Source organism: Flavobacterium sp. B114r, from assembly GCF_056824125.1.
Genome location: NZ_CP124858.1, coordinates 864,444 through 883,755 on the forward strand (window position 1 = coordinate 864,444; position 19,312 = coordinate 883,755).

9 protein-coding genes are annotated in these 19,312 nt (G+C 36.7%); all 9 read right to left on the reverse strand.

Annotated features, from left to right (window positions below; translation table 11 throughout):
- Positions 1-15: 15 nt before the first annotated feature.
- Positions 16-2,175 carry a glycoside hydrolase family 3 C-terminal domain-containing protein gene (locus QLQ94_RS03935; protein ID WP_271334087.1) on the reverse strand — a complete coding sequence of 720 codons (2,160 nt, stop codon included), beginning with the start codon at positions 2,173-2,175 and terminating at the stop codon, positions 16-18.
- Between the two features lie 359 nt (positions 2,176-2,534).
- The gene (locus QLQ94_RS03940) at positions 2,535-4,541 is read right to left on the reverse strand and encodes a glycoside hydrolase family 97 protein (protein WP_482499227.1); all 2,007 of its coding nucleotides are present in this window, start codon (positions 4,539-4,541) and stop codon (positions 2,535-2,537) included.
- A gap of 608 nt (positions 4,542-5,149) precedes the next feature.
- Positions 5,150-7,549, reverse strand: coding sequence for a glycoside hydrolase family 31 protein (locus tag QLQ94_RS03945; protein WP_482499228.1), 2,400 nt, complete (start codon positions 7,547-7,549; stop codon positions 5,150-5,152).
- A gap of 130 nt (positions 7,550-7,679) precedes the next feature.
- Positions 7,680-10,169, reverse strand: coding sequence for a glycoside hydrolase family 2 TIM barrel-domain containing protein (locus tag QLQ94_RS03950; protein ID WP_482499229.1), 2,490 nt, complete (start codon positions 10,167-10,169; stop codon positions 7,680-7,682).
- A 124-nt stretch (positions 10,170-10,293) separates the two neighbouring features.
- Positions 10,294-11,673, reverse strand: coding sequence for a hypothetical protein (locus QLQ94_RS03955; RefSeq protein WP_427401224.1), 1,380 nt, complete (start codon positions 11,671-11,673; stop codon positions 10,294-10,296).
- 22 nt (positions 11,674-11,695) lie between these two features.
- Positions 11,696-13,270, reverse strand: coding sequence for a RagB/SusD family nutrient uptake outer membrane protein (locus QLQ94_RS03960; RefSeq protein ID WP_271334082.1), 1,575 nt, complete (start codon positions 13,268-13,270; stop codon positions 11,696-11,698).
- An 11-nt stretch (positions 13,271-13,281) separates the two neighbouring features.
- Entirely contained in the window at positions 13,282-16,413 is a 3,132-nt protein-coding gene (locus tag QLQ94_RS03965) for a SusC/RagA family TonB-linked outer membrane protein (RefSeq protein ID WP_482499230.1), read from the reverse strand.
- Positions 16,414-16,459: 46 nt separating this feature from the next.
- On the reverse strand, positions 16,460-17,782 hold the full coding sequence (gene xylA, locus QLQ94_RS03970; protein ID WP_271334080.1) for a xylose isomerase: 1,323 nt from the start codon (positions 17,780-17,782) through the stop codon (positions 16,460-16,462).
- Positions 17,783-17,784: 2 nt separating this feature from the next.
- Positions 17,785-19,278, reverse strand: coding sequence for a xylulokinase (locus tag QLQ94_RS03975; protein WP_271334079.1), 1,494 nt, complete (start codon positions 19,276-19,278; stop codon positions 17,785-17,787).
- Between the last annotated feature and the right edge of the window lie 34 nt (positions 19,279-19,312).

A 19,312-nucleotide genomic window follows, 5' to 3' on the forward strand; every position in this document is an offset into this window, starting at 1 on the left:
CTTAGTACTTTTTTTTTAGTTTTTGATAGTTATTTTTTTGTTTAGAAGAATGGCATCTGAAGCACTTCCAACCTGAATTTCAATTACATTATTTTCTAATTCAAATTGTTGTTTTCCGGTATTCCAATATTCTAAATCTTTAGCTTTTAAAGTTAAAAAAACATTCTTAGTTTCTCCGGCTTTAAAGAAAACTCTCTGAAATGCTTTTAACTCTTTTTCAGGACGTTCTACTTTTGAATTTAATTGCTTTACGTATAGCTGAATTACTTCGTCTCCATCTTTATTTCCAGTATTAGTGATCGAAACAATTACTTTTACTTCACCATTTTTAGCAATAGTTTCTGAATTGGTTTCAATAGAATTGTATTTGAAAGTGGTATAACTCAATCCGTGACCGAAAGCATATAAAGGTTTTCCTTTGAAATACATATAGGTTCTGCCATTTCTGATATTATAATCTAATAATTCAGATAAATCTGTAATGGCTGCCACCCAAGTCTGTGTCAGTCGTCCGCCAGGATTATAATCTCCAAATAAAACATCGGCCAAAGCCGTTCCTGTTTCCTGACTGTTTTGCGTCATGTGCACAATTGCCGGAACGTGTTCTTGTGTCCAGTTTATCGCATACGGAAAACTGCTAATCAAGGCTACAACCGTTTTGGGATTCGCCTGATACACGAGTTTAATTAAATCTTCATGTTCTAATGTCAAGGATTGACGATCGACAGCTTCTTTGCCTTCACTCGGAACGGGACAATCTGCCCAACCTGCGTTACAAACCGGATGATTCCCAACAATCACAATGACAACATCTGCTTTTTTTGCTATTGAAACTGCTTTGCCATCAATATTGTTTTTAGCGTAAAGAATTTCAACATTGTTTCCCAGTTTATTTTTAATCCCCTGTAAAGGAGAAATGGTATAAGGTGGAGTTCCACTGTACCAATCCAACAATACTTCGTCTGCATGAAGTCCGATTACGGCAATGGTTTTTAATTTATCTTTTTGTAAAGGCAATAATTCTGAATCATTTTTAAGTAAAACGATTGATTTTTGGGTGGCTTCCAAAGCGATTTTTTTATGTGCTTCAGTTTTCCAGGGATCGATTGTATCTTTCTCTGTTCCAATTTTCGAATAAGGATTTTCATCTGAAACGTCTAACATTCCCAATTGAATCATTACGCGATAATCGCCACGAATAACGTCGTCAATATCTTTTTCTTTTAAATATCCATGCGAAAGTGCTCCGTAAATACCTTCTGTATAATCATCTAAAAATTGATTAATTCCCGCTTTTATGGCTGCCGCAGCGCCAAGATATTTGTCTGCGTAATATTTATGATCTGAAAGTAATAATTTGAATGCGCCTCCATCGGTACAAATGATTCCGTTTTGTCCCCATTCTTTTTGGGTAATATTTTTCAACATCGGATGTACCATTGCCGGGATTCCGTTTACTTTATTGTATGCCGCCATGTAAGCACGTGATCCTCCTTCGACAACGCCCATTTGAAAAGGCAACGCATAATATTCTCGCCAAAGTCTTTCATCAAAATCAGATGATGTATAGGTTCTGCCATCTTCGTTGCTGTTGGCCAAAAAGTGTTTCATTAATGAAGCCGTTTGCCAATATTTGGGATTATTTCCTTGTAATCCTTTTACAAAAGCAACGGTCATAGTTCCGTTAAAAAAAGCATCTTCTCCATAACTTTCTTCGGTACGACCCCAACGCGGATCTCTTGCAATATCGGCATTTGGAGCACGAACGACTAAACCGCCGCGATGGTATTTTTGAAATGCATAACGGGTTTCGTAACCTTCAACATTCGCGACTTTTTGTAACAAATCAACATCCCAGGTTTCTCCCAAACCATAAGCCTGAGGAAAAGTGGTGGTGGTTACGGGTTGTTTGTTTTTTCCGCCCCATTCTCCCGGTCCGCCAAGTGCTAAACCGTGCAATCCTTCTACATGACCTGTACCTAAAACGCCTAATCTTTTTACCGACGGGTTCGTGCTTAATGCCTGAACTTTTTCATCAAGCGTCATCAACGATAACAAATTATCAATACGCTTTTCAGTATCTAATTTAGGATCCTGAAAAGGATATTGCTTTTGCTGTGAAGACACCAAATTGATAGCCAAAATAAAAACAATATGTAGTATGTCGTTTTTCATTTAAAAAAATTGTGGTTATTAAACCCTACGGGTTTTACATTTTTATAAATTATATTTTTTTGAAGCTAATCGTTGTGTTAAATATATACCTAACTGGTTTTAAAAACCTGTTAGGATATTTGAAACCTAATAAATTATATTTTTTTAAATCTAATCGTTACGTTAAATATATACCTAACTGGTTTTAAAAACCTGTTAGGATATTTGAAACCTAATAAATTATATTTTTTTAAATCTAATCGTTACGTTAAATATATACCTAACAGGTTTTGGAAACCTGTTAGGATATTTAAATTCTAATCTTTACGTCAAGTAAACCCGACAGGTTTTGAAAACCTGTCGGGTTTGCCAATCTATATCTATAATTTTTTAAATCTAATTGCTGTTCCTCCTGCTCCGCCTAAATGCAATTTTAATGAATCTGATGCTTTTACTGTTTTCTTCGAAATTGCTATTGCTGATGGATTATGTGTTTCATCAGTTCCCTCAGCATCTGCATAAATTTGCGCTTCATAAGTTGCGTTTGGATCTAAAAATGATAAAGAAACATTTACGTCTCTTGCATTTTCATTGGTAATTGTTCCTAAATACCAATCAGCACTGTGTCTGTCTTTACGGGCTGTTGTAATATATTCTCCAATTTTTCCCTCCAAAACTTTAGTATCTTCCCAATCTGTTGGAACATCTTTTAAGAATTGTAATGCTGGTTTTCCTTCATAATTTTCAGGAAGATCTGCCATCATCTGGATTGGCGCATAAATCGTTACATACAATGCCAATTGTTGTGCTGCGGTTCCGTGCACTCTTTTGCCTGGATATCCTTGTTTTACCTCAACATCAAAAATTCCCGGTGTATAATCCATTGGTCCTGAAAGCAATCTGGTGAACGGAAGAATTGTCAAATGATTTGGCGGATTTCCTTCACTCCAAGCGTTGTATTCTTGTCCTCTTGCTGCTTCTCTCGAAACCATGTTTGGGAAAGTTCTTCGTTCTCCTGTATCTTTTATCGATTCATGGTACAATACGGCTAAATCATATTGCGCCGCTTTTTCTAATATATATCTGAAATAATTTACTCCAAATTGTCCAAAATGCATTTCTTTCATGTTCAGTTTTGAACCTACGTGTCCAATTTTAACCGAATGAATTCCCAGTTTTTTATATAAAGCAAAACCTGCATCAACTTCTTTTAAATAATTGATTAAGTTTGATCCTGTTTCGTGATAACCAATCAATTCTACCTCTTTTTCCTTTCCGTATTCTACTACTTTTTCTAAGTCGAAATTGTCTGCACTTTTTGTAAAACTGAACATATGCATGTGGTTTTCATACCATTGTGGTGTCCAGCCTTTGTTCCAGCCTTCGATTAACAAATGATGAAATCCTTCTTTTGCTGTAAAATCAATATATTCTTCGGCGTGTTTCGTGGTTGCACCTTGTTTGTCGCTTTCCCAAAAAGTATATTTCCCAATGTGCATTCCCCACCAAATTCCGAAGTATTTGTAGGGTTTGAAATAACTTGTAATATTTTTTAATTTGTTTGGTTCATTCAGATTTAAAATCAAATAAGAAGTAATCAAATCTGATGGATTTTCTCCTATTTGAAGTGTTCTCCATGAAGATGTAAACGTATCTTTTACTCGAACTTTTACACCATCTGACCACGGCACCAAATCAGATTTAAGTTGCGTTCCGGTTGTGTTTACCAAAGTCATACTGGCAAAATCAACTAAATTTGCTTCGTGAAAACTCAATGCTAATCCGCTTTTGCTTTCGATCGTTAATGGTGTCAAAACCGTGTCCAGCTTACTTACCGCCGCATCGTTAAAAAGATATTCGTCACGGTTTTCTCTGTTTGCCGGAATCCACCATGCTTTTCCATCTTCTTTTAAGTTAAAAGTGGTTTTTTCATCCATAATGAAAATACTGTCTTTTACACTTTGTTTTGGATATACATATCTAAAAGCGATTCCGTCATCAAACGCACGAAACTGGATTTCAAGCTTACGTTTGTTTCCCGCTTTTTGCTGTAATTGAACAGAAAGCTGATTGTAGTGGTTTCTGATGTTCTTCTTTTCTCCCCAAACTTGTTCCCAGGTTTCATCGAAAGTCGAATTCTTTACACTTTTGATTTCGAAATCTGTGCTTAAGTTTTCATTTCCTTTTAGCAAAAATCCCATATCTGATGGTGTAATCACTTCGGTTTTCCCGTGTGAAACCGCATATTTTGGAGCGTTTTTTACTAACTCAAATTTGATTTTGTTTTGCCCGTTTGGCGAGGCCAATTCATAAGCATTTTTATTTTTCTGACTGTATCCAATCGAAACTGAAAGGATTAAAGCGGGAAGAATGAGGTAATTTTTCATGATATTTTTTTCTTAATTCATTTTTAATAAATCGGGTGTTGCTTGTGCTTTCACCCGATTTAGAAACTCAACAAAAACTTATTTTTATTCTGATTGGAAATATTTTTAACACATAGAAACATAGGATTTTGTAATCTTGTAATAGGCGTTTCACTTGCATTAACACATCCCGATAGCTATGGGGACTATGTGTGAAAAGCGTGCTTTTTTGTTTACTTATTTAAAGTTTGCAAAATCCTATGTTTCTATGTGTTTATTTTTTTTCACGCATATCTGGCAGATTTTTAATTCTCAATTTTTAATCTTTTTAATCTATGTCTATTTTTTGCCACGAATTGCACGAATTATTTTTTTTGCCACTAATTACACCGATTAAAATGATTTCTTTTTCTATGTGTTTCTTTTTTCACGCAGATCTGGCAGATTCAGCAGATTTTCATTTTTTTTATCCCGTAGGGATTTAATGTTGGTATAAAAAAACAGAATACCCGTTTCAATGTCCCGTCAGGAACTATATATCTTATTTTGTGTATTCCCTAACGGGAAAAATGACTACAATGGTTGATGTTTCTACCGACATTAAATCCCTATGGGATAAAGCAACTGATTTATTTTATCCACTCCGTTTTTAGAGTCGTTTTTCCTTTTAATGGATTTGAAGTTACGTCAAAATTGTTTCCGTTTTTGGTTACTTTAATTTCTTGTACCGCATCGCCGTCAGGTAAAAATACTTTGGCTGTTGCCGAAGTTGTTTTATCGCTTGCGTATACTTTCAAGGTTAATTTGCTCCAATCCATGTCTTTTGTAGATTGTGCCAAAGCGATGTGAGGCAATGCAGTTCCGTCTTTTACTAAAACTACAATTGGCACTTCTCCGGCTTTGATTTTATGCCAGCCTGATTGGTATACTTTTTTAGTTTGGTAATCAATCCAAGTTCCTTCAGGAAGATAAACGTCTCTTTCTGTCACTTCTTCAAAAAGTGGTGCAACTAATATACTTGATCCAAATAAATATTCATTGTCAACTAACCATGCGCCCGGATCATTTGGATATTCTACAAATAAAGCGCGCATCATTGGTAATCCTTTTTGTGAACTTTCTTTTGCCTGGGCGTAGATATATGGCATTAATTCGTAACGCATATTATCTGCTTTTCTAAATCCTTCAAGGAAATCTTTGCTGTACAACCAAGGTTCGCGCGGAGGTTCTCCGTGGCTTCTTACGTGTGAGGTAAACATCCCGAAAGGCGCCCATCTTCTGTATAAATTCTCCGGTGATTTTGTTGCAAATCCTCCAACGTCATGACTCCAGAAACTAAATCCGCTTAATCCTAATGAAAGTCCGCCACGCAATTCTGCCGACATTGCTCCGTTTGTAGTTTCTGCATCTCCACCCCAATGCAATGGGTAACGCTGAGATCCTGCCCAAGTACTTCTTGCCCAGATTAAAGTATAACCTTTTTCTTTTTGGGTAATTTCGGCTACAGCCTTGTTGTATCTTAATGGATATAAATTGTGTTCGTAGAAACCGGTTCTTCCTGAATGGTAAATTCCGTCTGGCGGTGCTGCTTCTCCAAAATCAACTTTGAAAACTGAAACGCCCTGATCGAATAAATGTTTCAATTTTGCCTGATACCAGGTTACAGTTTCAGGGTTTGAGAAATCAAGAACAGCATCTTCGTAAGGAAGATTTCCTTTGCGATCTCTTACCGCTAAGTTTTTATCCATGATTTCGTTGAACAAGGTATTCTTTGGTGAGAAATACGGCAATTGCCATAAACATACATGAAAACCATCGTCTTTAAGATCTGACATCATTTTTTGAGCATCCGGAAAACGGTCTTTAGAAAACTCATAATTGTTTCTCCAGTCTACATCAAACCAACCGGTATCAAAGTGAATTACATCTGTTGGGATTTTGTATTTACGCAAATCTTTTGCTACTTGTCTTCCTTCTTTTTCAGAAAAATAAGTGATTCGGCTCATCCAGAAACCAAACGACCAAAGTGGTGGCATTGCTGCTTTTCCGGTCAAATCTGTGTATTGGTCTAAAACGTCTTTTGGTTCTCCGATGAAGAAAAATAAATCAGCTTCATCATCACCAATATACATTTCGTTGGCACTTGCGTAATATTTTCCAAAGTCAACCGTAATGGGTGTTGAATGGTGCATGAAAACTCCGTAACCACGACTACTCATATAAAACGGAACAGGTTTGTACATCGTTTCGTTCTGGATTCCGTTTGCATCATCTGTCCATAAAACTACTTTTTGTCCGCGTTTATTGAATTGTGTGAAAGATTCTCCGCAACCAAATATTTTTTCGTCCGGTTCTAGGCTGAAAGCAGCTCCCATACTTCTTGAATAGTCGCTGTTTCTGCGCACATACGAAAACGGAAGTGTTGGCGTATACGTATTTTGCAGATCTGAATCATGAAGTGTACTGGTCAATAATTTTCCTGTTTCGTCGTAAATCTTTACGTGCCATGGTTTTGTTAAAATTTCAACTGAACCATGTTTACTGGTGTATTTATGTCCGCCTTCGATTTTAGAATATTTCCATAATTCAGGATGATTTGGTGCAACACCATTTATCAACATCAAAGACTCTTTTTCAGGATGAAATTGCGGTCCTGAAGTGGTTTTGATTCTGATGGTTCTATCTGATACAAACTGAATCTGGAACGGCAATTCTGGCGAAGCCTGATATTCTGTCGTTGGAAATTCGTTTGCAGGAACTACCTCCGGTTTCATCATCATGTTGTTGAAAGCCTGACGCGTTTTGTAATTGTATCTCAGATATTTAATTGTTCCTTTTCCTGTTGCAGGATCAAAAGCGGTCAGTTCATCAGCAAAATAAAAGGTATTCATATAATTCTGAAAATCCTTGCTGATATCTATCGGAGCATTCAACACATCTGCGTTCTGAATTTGTGCAGACGCTTTTGGCGTTACCAAAAATCCAAACATGAAGATCGAAAACAATGCTTTTAGTTGTGCGTTTTTCATTGGTTTAATTTATTCTAAATGTTAATTCTCCTAACAGGTTTCCAAAACCTGTTAGGTATTTTATTTAATACTTTAATAAAAATCTATCCATACTTAACAGGTTTTGGAAACCTGTTAAGAGGGTAACTTATTATTCTGCTGTAATTACTATTGTCGCTGGTTTTAATCCATTCGCTTTAGCGGTTAATTCCAGTCTTCCTGTTTTTGTATCAGACTGGACAATGACTAAACATTTTCCGTTAAGAGCGGTATGTTTTGAACCTTTGTACGATTCATGACTTACCGGATCTCCGCTGCAAACCCCTACGATTTTTCCGTTTCCTTTTAACGAGAAATGGATTTCATTATTTGCATTTGGAGCCAAAGTTCCTTTTGCATCCAGAATATCAATTGTTACAAATGACAAATCATTTCCATCGGCTTTGATGTTGCTTCTATCTGCTGTCAGTTTTAAATTTTCAGGATTTCCGGCTGTTTTGATTTCGGTTTCTAAAACTGTTTTTCCGTTTTTACGAGAAATTGCTTTTAGCGTTCCGGGCTGGAAAGGAATTCTCCACATGACGTGCAAATCGTCTCCTTTTTTACTTCGAATCCCAACTGATTTTCCGTTAAGGAACAATTCAACCTCATCGGCTTTATTGTAATATGCCCAAACATCTACAGTTTGTCCTGCTTTCCAGTTCCAATGTGGAAAAATGTGCAGCACAGTTTTATCTGTCCACTCGCTTTGGTACATATAATAAACATCTTTTGGGAAACCGGCTAAATCTACAATTCCGAAATAGGAACTGATTGATGGCCATTCGTACGGAGTTGGTTCTCCAATATAATCGAAACCTGTCCAAATGTACATTCCCGAAAGAAATTCGTATTTTTTAATCACTTTCCAGGTGGCTTCATGTGTCGAACCCCAAGGCGTTTGTACCTGATCGTAAGCCGAAACGGTGTTACCTGGATTTCCCTCTGTAAATTTAAGATCCCATCGTACCGGCCATTTTTTAATACTATCCGAAACGGTATCATAATAACCGCGGGTTTGTAAACCCGAAGTTGTTTCGGTTGCGATGAAAGGAACTCCCGGGAAATTCTTTTGATGATACTTATAGGTTTGATGCGCATAATTATAACCGATAATATCTAAAACACCGGATTTTGCTATGGCATTAAACTGGACATTCTTTTTTTCGAACTGTAACGTTACTTCGTCAATATTCATGTTCACTGGCGGATTCATCGCTGCGGTCAACGGACGTGTTTTATCGTACTGACGTGTAATGGCGGCTAATTCTTTTGCGATTGTAACACCGGTTTCATTCCATTGTTCCGGAATTTCATTTCCTATACTCCAGATAAAAATACTTGGATGATTTCGGTCGCGAAGCAATTGATCGATTAAATCTTTCTTATGCCATTTGTCCCAGTCATTTCCGTAATCATATTTGGTTTTGGTTTGTTTCCACATGTCAAAAGCCTCATCCATGACAATGAAACCCATTTTATCACATAAATCCAAAAGTTCCGGAGCCGGAGGATTATGAGAAGTCCTGATTCCGTTTACGCCCATTTCTTTCAAAATTTCCAACTGACGTTCGATGGCTCTTGTATTAATTGCGGAACCTAACGGACCTAAATCATGATGCATACAAACACCTTTGATTTTAACTTGTTTTCCGTTAAGAATAAAACCTTTATCTACATCAAACTTAAAATCTCTGATTCCTAAGTTGGTTTTGTACTGATCTACAATTTTATTATCTACTGAAATTTCTGTTACAACTGTATACAATTCCGGTTTTTCAACTGACCATAAAATTGGATTTCCAACTTCAGTTTCTTGCTTGATGGTTTGATTGGTATTCGCACCAATCGTTATATTTTGAGTAACCGATGTTACTTTTGTATCTTCTTTAAAAATAGTAGTGGTTACTGTTGCCTTTTTTGAAGCTGGGTTTTGATTCTGAATAGTAGTTTCAAAACTAACCGAAGCTTTTTCAGCCGTAACTTTTGGTGTTGTCACATAAGTTCCCCATTGTGCAACGTGCAATTTATCTGTGGTTTCGATCCAGACATTTCTAAAAATTCCGGAACCTGAATACCAACGTGAATTGGGTTGTTTTGAATTGTCAACCTTTACAATAATTTCATTGTTTTTGTCTCCGTAATTTAAGTATTTGGAGATTTCATATTGAAAACCAATGTATCCGTTTGGACGTTTCCCTAAATAATGTCCGTTTACCCATACTTCGCTGTTTCTGTAAACGCTGTCGAAAGTAATCGAAGTTACTTTTGTGCTGTCTTCAGCGGCAACTTTAAATGTTTTTTTGTACCAGCCTAAACCTCCGTTAAGGGCTCCGCCTCCATATCCGGCAGGACTTTTTTTGTCAAATTTTCCTTCGATACTCCAATCATGAGGAACGTTTAATGTTCTCCATTTGGTTGAAGCTCCAATAGTATCTTTGTCGATTATGCTGTCATTAAGATGAAAACTCCAATCTGAATTAAAAGAAACTTTTCTGTTTGCAAAAGCATCCTCTTTTTTGCTGCAAGAGCCCAATAAGATAATTCCGATTAGCATTAATAATGGTAGTCCATTATTTAAATATTTTCTTTTATTCTTCATTTTGAAAGGATTTTAATATTTAAAAACAAATATAAACATACCGATAGGTGACTTTGTAAATCCCCTACCGGTTGTTTTATACTTTAAATAATCAGGTTTCCGGTTTATGAAAACCCGTAATTATTTAAGGGATGATGTAATGGAAAACAAACCATTCATCTTTACCGGCATCATAAGATGTCCCTAACCAAATACCTTTTTGAAGATAATCTTTATTGTATGCTTTTACTACTTTGATAATATTCGCAGTTGGACTCATCCAGCTTTCTGAATTTTGAATCAATGTATCTGTTCCTAAATTAATTTCATTGGTTGCTGCATTTATGGTAAAAATTCCTGTAGTTACAACACCATTTTGGCTACGGGTATAATTTAATTTACCTCCCCACTGGTCAAAACGTACCCATGAATTACCGGCAACAGCTGTCCAACCAGCATTCCATCCCCAATCAGAAGAACTTCCAGCGTTAACTGTCCATCCTTTTCCTGCCGCAACCCAGTCAACAGGATTACCTGCTGCATCTAATTGCCAAACTCTTCCTGCTCCGGCTCCTCCGGTTAACATTGTCAACAATTCGCCAGAAGCAAAAGTTGGATTATAACCTTCGTCAAGAACAGGTTCTGTAATTGGAGGAACGTAGCTGTCTGCATAATCTTTAGCAACAAAATTCCAAATGTACCACCAAGGTCCTTCGCTATTGGTTCTCTTTACTGCAATTCTCAACTGATTATCAGTAAGTTTCAGTACTTTAATTTCATTGTTCCAGTTACTTGCATTTGCGATATAATTGTCTGGTCTTAGAATAGTTGCTCCTGTTGTTGTTAGGGTATGCGCATTAATATCCAAGAAGTAAGATCCGTTTTGAATCGTCGTTCCATCCTTTTCATTAACCGTCATAAAAGGTCCTCCCTCAAGGCTGAATGTCATGTATCTTCCCCAATGCATATCAGCATCTGTACTTGAATTAGCATTACCTTCAGGTTCCCAGTTTGGTGTAAAATTATTCCATTCTACCGGTTTTGTAGGATCATTAGGATCCGCAAAAGACATAGCACCCGGAGCTAAACCATATTTACCATTATCAGCTACCCATGATTTCTTTTTGCCAACTCCACCTGATAATGCTGTCCAAAGAGGATCATTAACATAATTTAAGTTGTCCTGACTTACAACAATTGTTACCGGATCTAACTCTACAAGACCACCGCCGGTTACAGCAGTAATTTTGATGGTATAACTTCCTTTAAAAGCATATTGTACAGTTTGCACAGCTTTACTCGACTTTCCTGTAACATAATCCCAGTTTAATACCACTCCCGGAGTTGTATTTTTCAGTATTACCGTGTTTCCTCCCGCATCTGTTACTAAATCCTGGGTAATCTCAAAATGTATATCCGATTTGCTCATCGGGCTGTCCAGAGAATAGGTTTCCGGTGAACAAGATGATACTAGCATTAATGCTACCATCAAAAATGATGTAATTAATAATTTAATATTTTTCATTTCTTTGCTTTTTAAGTTAAAATTACCAACCCGCATTTTGCTTCAATACTCCACCTGATAATGTGATCTGAGTATTCGGGATTTGCTGCAGTCCTTTTGTCGCCTGTATTTTAGCTGCTGAAATTGTTTTTGTTCCGGCAACTCCGCCACTTAGCAATGTTGTAGTTTCTGCAATAGCTGTAGAAGCTTTTCCGATACCCTGACGTAATAAATCCCAATATCTGACTCCTTCAAGAGCAAATTCTAAATGTCTTTCGTTCATGATATTATCATAATTCACCGGTAAAGAGGTAAAGTTGTCTTTATACGCTCTTCTTCTAACGTTGTCGAAATAAGTTTGCGCGCTTCCGCTTCCTAATTCTGCCGCCATTAGCAAAACATCTGAATATCTCAAGACAACATAATCCTGAAATTGACCAATATCCCAATACTGGCTACCCATAACAAGAGGAAGATCTTTTCCGTCTTTATCCACCATTGGTGAATATTTCTTATTATAATAACCTGTATATTCTCTCTGGCTGTTTATTTTATCAAATTTTATTTTTTCCTGATCGATTCCAATTACAGTTGCTACGCGTCTTGTGTCTCCGGCAGTATAAGCATTCCATAATTTCGAATTTACCGTAACTCCCCATCCGCGTCCGTAAGGATAAGACGAGAATTCTCTCATACCAAACATTACTAACCAATGGTTACCATCTGTGTTTCCGTTATAATCACTTGTGTAAGTATATTTTATAGAAAACACAATTTCTTTATTGCTTTCTCCGGCATATTTATCAACTGATGCTGCTGGCCATAAAGTAGAGAAATCATCTACTAAACCATGTCCGCTAGAAGCAATAACATCTTCTAAATGTCCTAAAGCCTGTGTTTTGGTAACTATACCTGCTAAATCTGTTTTGCCGTAATACCCTGTATAATACAAATAAACACGTCCTAATAAAGATTTAGCAGCCCATTTTGTAATACGTCCGCTAGTTGTTGCGGCATATCCTCCACCTGGTAAATTATTTGAAGCAAATACTAAATCTTCTGCAATTACTTTATAAATTTCCTCTGGAGCTGCTTGTGGGATATTTTCAGTAGAAGGTGCCGTTAACAATGGTACGCTTCCCCATAAACGCGCCATTTCAAAATAAAGGTAAGCTCTGATGAATTTAGTTTCTGACTCGTATGTATTCTTTAAAGTAGTGTTCTCTTTCCAGTCAATCTGATCGATTTTAGACAAAAAGATATTACAACGATAAATGGCTTTGTAATAGGCAATCCAGTTGTTATTAAGCAAATCAACATCTGAAGGAGAACGGCTAATATCAAACTCGTCGATGGCGGCATAACTGTATCCGTCAGAGTTACCCGTTCCTCCAAAACAATCATCAGACATTACTTCACTTATTACAGGAACTCCCAAGCCACTGGCTCCGGTTGCCACCTGTAGACCATCATAACATCCTACTAATGCTGCATAAGCATCATCTGTTGTTTTATAAAAATTCGTATCTGTTTGTTGTACCAATGGTTCTGTTTCTAAACTACAAGAACCCAGCGACAATAAACTCAAACAGAAAATATATAGATATGTATTTTTCATCTTTTTATTTATTAAAGTTTAATATTTAATCCCAACATGAATGTTCTTGGTCTTGGGTAGTATCCTACATCAACACCTGATGAAAACTTTTGGTCATCATTTGAAGAACCAAATCCAATTTCAGGATCCATACCGTTATATTTCGTGAAAGTATAAAGATTCAACACTGAAAAATAAACTCTGAACTGGCTTGCAAAAAATGGTTTAGATTGTCTCATTTTCGCTAAATCAAATCCTAATGTAACGGTACTGATTCTTAAGAAATCACCATCCTGAACATACAAATCTGAAAATTGCGTAAAGTTTCTATTGTCTTCTGTTACTCTTGGCATTGTGTTCGAAGAACCTTCTCCGTGCCAACGGTCTAATATTGCAGTAGTATAATTTCCGTAAGCACCCGCTTGATTTCTATACGATTGCACGATTTGATTTCCTGCTACACCATTTGCCATAACAGAGAAGTCAAAAGCTTTATAACTACCTGACAAAGAGAAACCGTAAGTAAAATCCGGATTTGGATTTCCGATATTGGTTTTGTCGCTTGCATCTATTTTATCATCACCATTCTTATTTACATAAATAAGATCTCCGGGAGCTGCATTAGGCTGTAGTACTACACCGTTTGCTGATTTATAATTATCAATTTGTGCCTGATTTTGAAAAACTCCTCCTGTTTTGTATCCCCAGAAATAACCTAATGGCTGTCCGTTTTCTGCTCTGTAAAATTCGCCGGCATTATCATAAAGTTCATTGTTTAATCCGTGAATAAGACCATCGATAGTGGGAATTTTACCTACTTCATTTTTATTATAAGCTCCATTTGCACTTATGCTATAATTAAAATCGCCTATTTTGTTTTGATAATTAAGGCTTAACTCAACTCCTTTGTTTACAACATCTCCACCGTTAATAAAGGGAGCATCTGCACCTGCAGTTGCCAAAATTGGCGCCAGGACTAACCAGTTTTTATTTGTTTTTTGGTACACATCAACCGTTACGTTCAAAGCATTGTTTAGAAATCTCGCATCTAAACCAAGGTCAATCTGCTCTGAAGTTTCCCATTTTATATTTGTATTTGATATGTTTTGCGGATATGCTCCCGGTGTCTGAACTCCTTCTTCATTACCAAAATTATAGTTCGTATTATTTGATTTAATTAATGTCAAATATTGAAATGATCTAATACTTTGATTACCAACCTGTCCCCAACTCGCTCTTAATTTAAGAAAGTTGAATATTTTTGAATCTTTCAAAAACTCTTCATTTGAAGCTACCCAACCTCCTGATACTGAAGGAAAATAACCCCATTGGTTTCCCGGAGCAAATTTTGATGAACCGTCTGCTCTAAGTGTTGCGTTGAATAAGTATGTTTCTTTATAGTTGTAATTTAATCTTCCAAAATAAGACATCAGCTTATTTTCTTCTTTTTTGCCCTTAATTGCAATTTTAGATCCGTCTTTGTTGGTCGTGTTATCGATCCAGGCATGCTCTAAATCATTAAAAACAGAATCTGCATTGTTAACTTCTATAGAAGTTGCATCGTAGTTAATAAATGATGTACCCAACATGGCTTCAAAATGATGATTATCAGCAGCATTAAACTTATAAGATACCAGGTTATCCCATGTAATACTTTTATTTTTGCTCATGTTTTGATTTACTTTATCAAAAGCAGTGTTGGCATAAATTGACAATCTATAGATCGGAGTGTAGGCATGTCCTTCGGATACATAATAATCAAGCCCCAAAGTAGTCTTAAAGGTTAAGTTTTTTATAGGCTCAATTTGTAAATAAACGTTCCCTAATAATTTTTGATTATTACTTTCATTTTGATTTGTATACTCCATTAAAGCATACGGATTTGCTGTACCTGATAACCAGGGTTCTGTGCTATTTGATGTATCAAAATAATTTCCGTTTGCATCATACATTGGTAATAATGGTGAAACCTGAAAAGCACTTCTTAAAGAGTTGCTGTACTGATTACCAACACCAATACCGTTTTTGTCTACATAAGCAAAACTTAAATTCTGACCTATTGTAACAACATCTTTATATAGTTTATGTTCTGAATTGAATCTAAAATTATAACGCTGATAATTTGAAAGATCTTTTCCTCCTACAACTCCTTCTTGTCCTAAGTAGGATAATGATGTAGAATAAACTGACGTATCTGAACCTCCCGAAGCTCCAAATGAGAAATTTTTTGTAGCGGCATTATCCGTTAGCATTTTATCCATCCAGTTTGTTCCTTTTCCTAAACCGGCAATTTGGCTATTCGTAAAATAAGGAGCTTTTCCAGAATTTACTGCAGCCTCATTTAATATTGTAGCATATTGCGTTGCATCTAATAAATCGACTTTTCTCGATACTGATTGTACACCGTAGTATTGGTCAAAAGTGATTTTTCCGGGTGCACCACGTTTTCCTTTTTTAGTAGTTACCAAAACAACTCCATTTGCAGCTTGCGAACCATAAATGGCAGCAGAAGCAGCATCTTTTAAAACCGAAATAGATTCAATATCCGAGTTGCTTAAATACGAAATATCACCAGTCAATATTCCATCTACCACATAAAGCGGGCTGCTTCCTGCTACAGATCCCACACCTCTAATCACAACTTTTAAAGCTTCTCCGGGCTGACCTGAAGTAGAGGTAATCTGAAGTCCAGCTGCCTGACCCTGAAGCGCTTGCAATGCATTTGTAGTATTGGTTTTGGCAAGGTTCTCACCACTTACCTGAGTAACAGCATTGGTAACAAGTGTTTTCTTTTGTGAACCATACCCAATAACGACAACTTCTTTAAGGTCCGCCGCCTCTGTTTGTAAAGTAACCGTAATTACTTTTTGAGTTCCAACGGTGATACGTTGCGCTTTAAATCCCATAAAACTGATCACAATCACGTTGCCTGTTTTTGCTTCCAGTTTAAAGTTTCCGTCAAAATCTGTCGATGTTGCTGTTTTAGTTCCTTCGATTGCAACTGTTGCACCCGGAACTCCCATACCATCATCTGCTGATTTTACATTTCCGGTGATAACTTGGGATTGCTCCTGTGCAAAACCAGACTGCATCATAAATACACTAAGCAACAGCGCCATACAAAACGAGAGCGGTGTTGTTTTAATACAATATTTGCTTTTCATAATAGTTAAGAATTGGTTTAAATTATAGTTAGTTATTTTTACCTGCTTAATATGCATTCGAAATGATCTGTTCGAATAATTCTTGTCTTCCACTTAATGGTTGAGGTTCTCCACTTGCACGGGCAATTTTGCTAAGATCTTCAAGAGATAATTCCCCATTTTCGAACTTTGCTCCGTTTCCACCGTCAAATGAACTGTAACGCTGAGTACGTAATTTTTTATAATCTGTATTTTGTAGTATCTGATCGGCACAAATTAATCCTCGTGCAAAAACATCCATTCCTGCAATGTGTGCAATGAATTTATCTTCTAAATCGATTGAATTTCTTCTCACTTTTGCATCAAAGTTTACACCACCGCCTTTAATTCCGCCACCTTCAAGAATCACTAACATCGCTTGGGTAACTTCCTGAAGATTGATTGGGAACTGATCTGTATCCCAGCCATTTTGGTAATCTCCACGATTGGCATCAATGCTTCCTAACATTCCTGCATCAACTGCAACTTGTAATTCGTGCTCAAAAGAATGTCCGGCAAGAGTGGCGTGGTTTACTTCAAGATTTAATTTGAAATCGTTTTGAAGTCCGTATTTATTAATAAATCCTAATGAAGTCGCTGCATCATAATCATATTGATGTTTTGTAGGTTCCATTGGTTTTGGTTCGATCAGGAAGTTTCCTTTAAAACCTTCTTTACGAGCATAATCTTTACATGTATTCAGGAATCTTCCTAAATGGTCTAATTCTCTTTTCATGTCTGTGTTTAACAAACTCATATATCCTTCACGACCTCCCCAGAAAACATAATTTTCTCCGCCTAATGCGATCGTTGCATCGATTGCGATTTTTGCCTGAGCTCCGGCGTACGCCAAAACATCGAAGTTTGGATTCGTTGCAGCACCATTCATGAATCGTGGATTGCTGAATAAGTTTGAAGTTCCCCACAACAATTTAATTCCTGATTCTTGTTGTTTTTGTTTCGCATACTCTACCATAGTCTGAATACGTGTTTCAAATTCAGCCAATGTTGGCGCATCATCAACAATATCAACATCATGAAAACAGTAGTATGGCAAACCTAATTTTGTCATGAATTCAAAAGCCGCATCCATTTTATCTTTGGCTCTTAAGATTACATTTTCATTTTTATCCCAGGAGAAAGTTTCAGTCGAAGCTCCAAACGGATCTCCTCCCGTATTACACAGCGTATGCCAGTATGCCATCGAAAAGCGTAAATGTTCTTTTAGTGTTTTTCCTGCAACGACACGATTTTCATCATACCATTTAAAAGCTAACGGGTTATCACTATCTCTTCCTTCGAATTTAATCGTGTCTATATTTTTAAAGTAAGTTGGGTTGGTTGTGCTCATTATTATTGTTCTATTTTAATTTGATTTTTCCATTCCTGATATAAATCCTGATATTGAGAAGTCAGGATTTTGTTGGGTTCAATTCTATCTAAACATTGCAATCCACGAAAGGCTTCTTCCAATGAATTGTAATATCCAAAACCGTAAGCGGCGCCTCTTGCAGCACCTTCTGCACCCGATGTATTGTACAATTCTAAAGTTGTTTGTGTAGTATTGGTGAAAATCTCCCTGAAAACCGGACTTAAAAACAGATTTGAATTTCCTGCTCTAACCACCGTTCCTGAAACACCAACTTCTTTCATCACATCAAAACCGTAATTCATAGCAAACACGATTCCTTCACAGGCTGCACGCACCAAATGTGACGGTTGATGTATGTTGAAATTTAAATTCTGAATTCCTGAAGTGGCATTTTTGTTAGTGAAAATACGCTCCACACCATTCCCGAAAGGATAAAAACGAAGTCCGTTGCTTCCTGCTTCGACTTTTGCAGCTTCGGCATTTAGTTTTTCGTAGGCAATTAATTCAGTTCTGTCAACAGACATGATTTTGCGCAGCCATTGGTATAAAATTCCTGAACCATTGATGCACAACATTACTCCGTTGCGTTTTTCAGCTTCGGTATTATTGACGTGTAAAAAAGTATTGATTCTGTTTTGTTTGTCGTAAGCTTCCTGATCGCTTACAGCATATACAACTGCCGAAGTTCCGGCTGTTGTAGCGATTTCGCCAGGTTTCAAAACATTCAATGACAATGCATTGTTAGGTTGATCTCCTGCGCGGTAGGTTATTTTAGCATCAGGATTTAATCCTAATTCTTGTGCAATGTCTGAGTGAATCGTTGCCTGAATTCCAAAATTTGAAACAATCTCCGGAACGATATCTGCTGATAATCCCATTTGAGAAAGGATTTCAGTTGCCAGTTTTCCTTCGGAAAAGTTCCATAAAGCAGCTTCTGATAATCCTGAAGTGCTTATTTGTGCTACTTTCGATAATTTGGCAGCAATAAAATCTCCCGGAAGCATCATGTATTTTGCTTTTGCAAAAATTTCAGGCTGATTGTCTTTTACCCATTTTAGTTTTGAAGCGGTAAAATTTCCGGGACTTCCTAAAATTTGTTTTTGACAATTATCTGCTCCAATCTGATTATAAATTTCGTCTCCAATACTAGCAGCACGACTGTCACACCAGATGATCGACGATCGAACAGGATTCAAATTTTCATCGGTTAAAACCAAACCGTGCATTTGATAGGCAATCCCTATTCCGGCAATTTTTTTTAAATCAACATTAGATTTTGAACCCAATTGTTTGATTCCGTCTTTAACATACAACCACCAGGATTCAGGATCTTGTTCTGCCCAGCCAAATTTTGGGGCAACAATTGGCATTTCAAAATCAGGAACACTCACTGCGCCAATAGTCGTTCCGTTCTCAGGATCGAAAACTGATAATTTTATCGAAGAGCTTCCTAAATCAATTCCTAAAAAAAACATTTGGTTGTATTTAAAGTTAGTTATAGATTTGTCC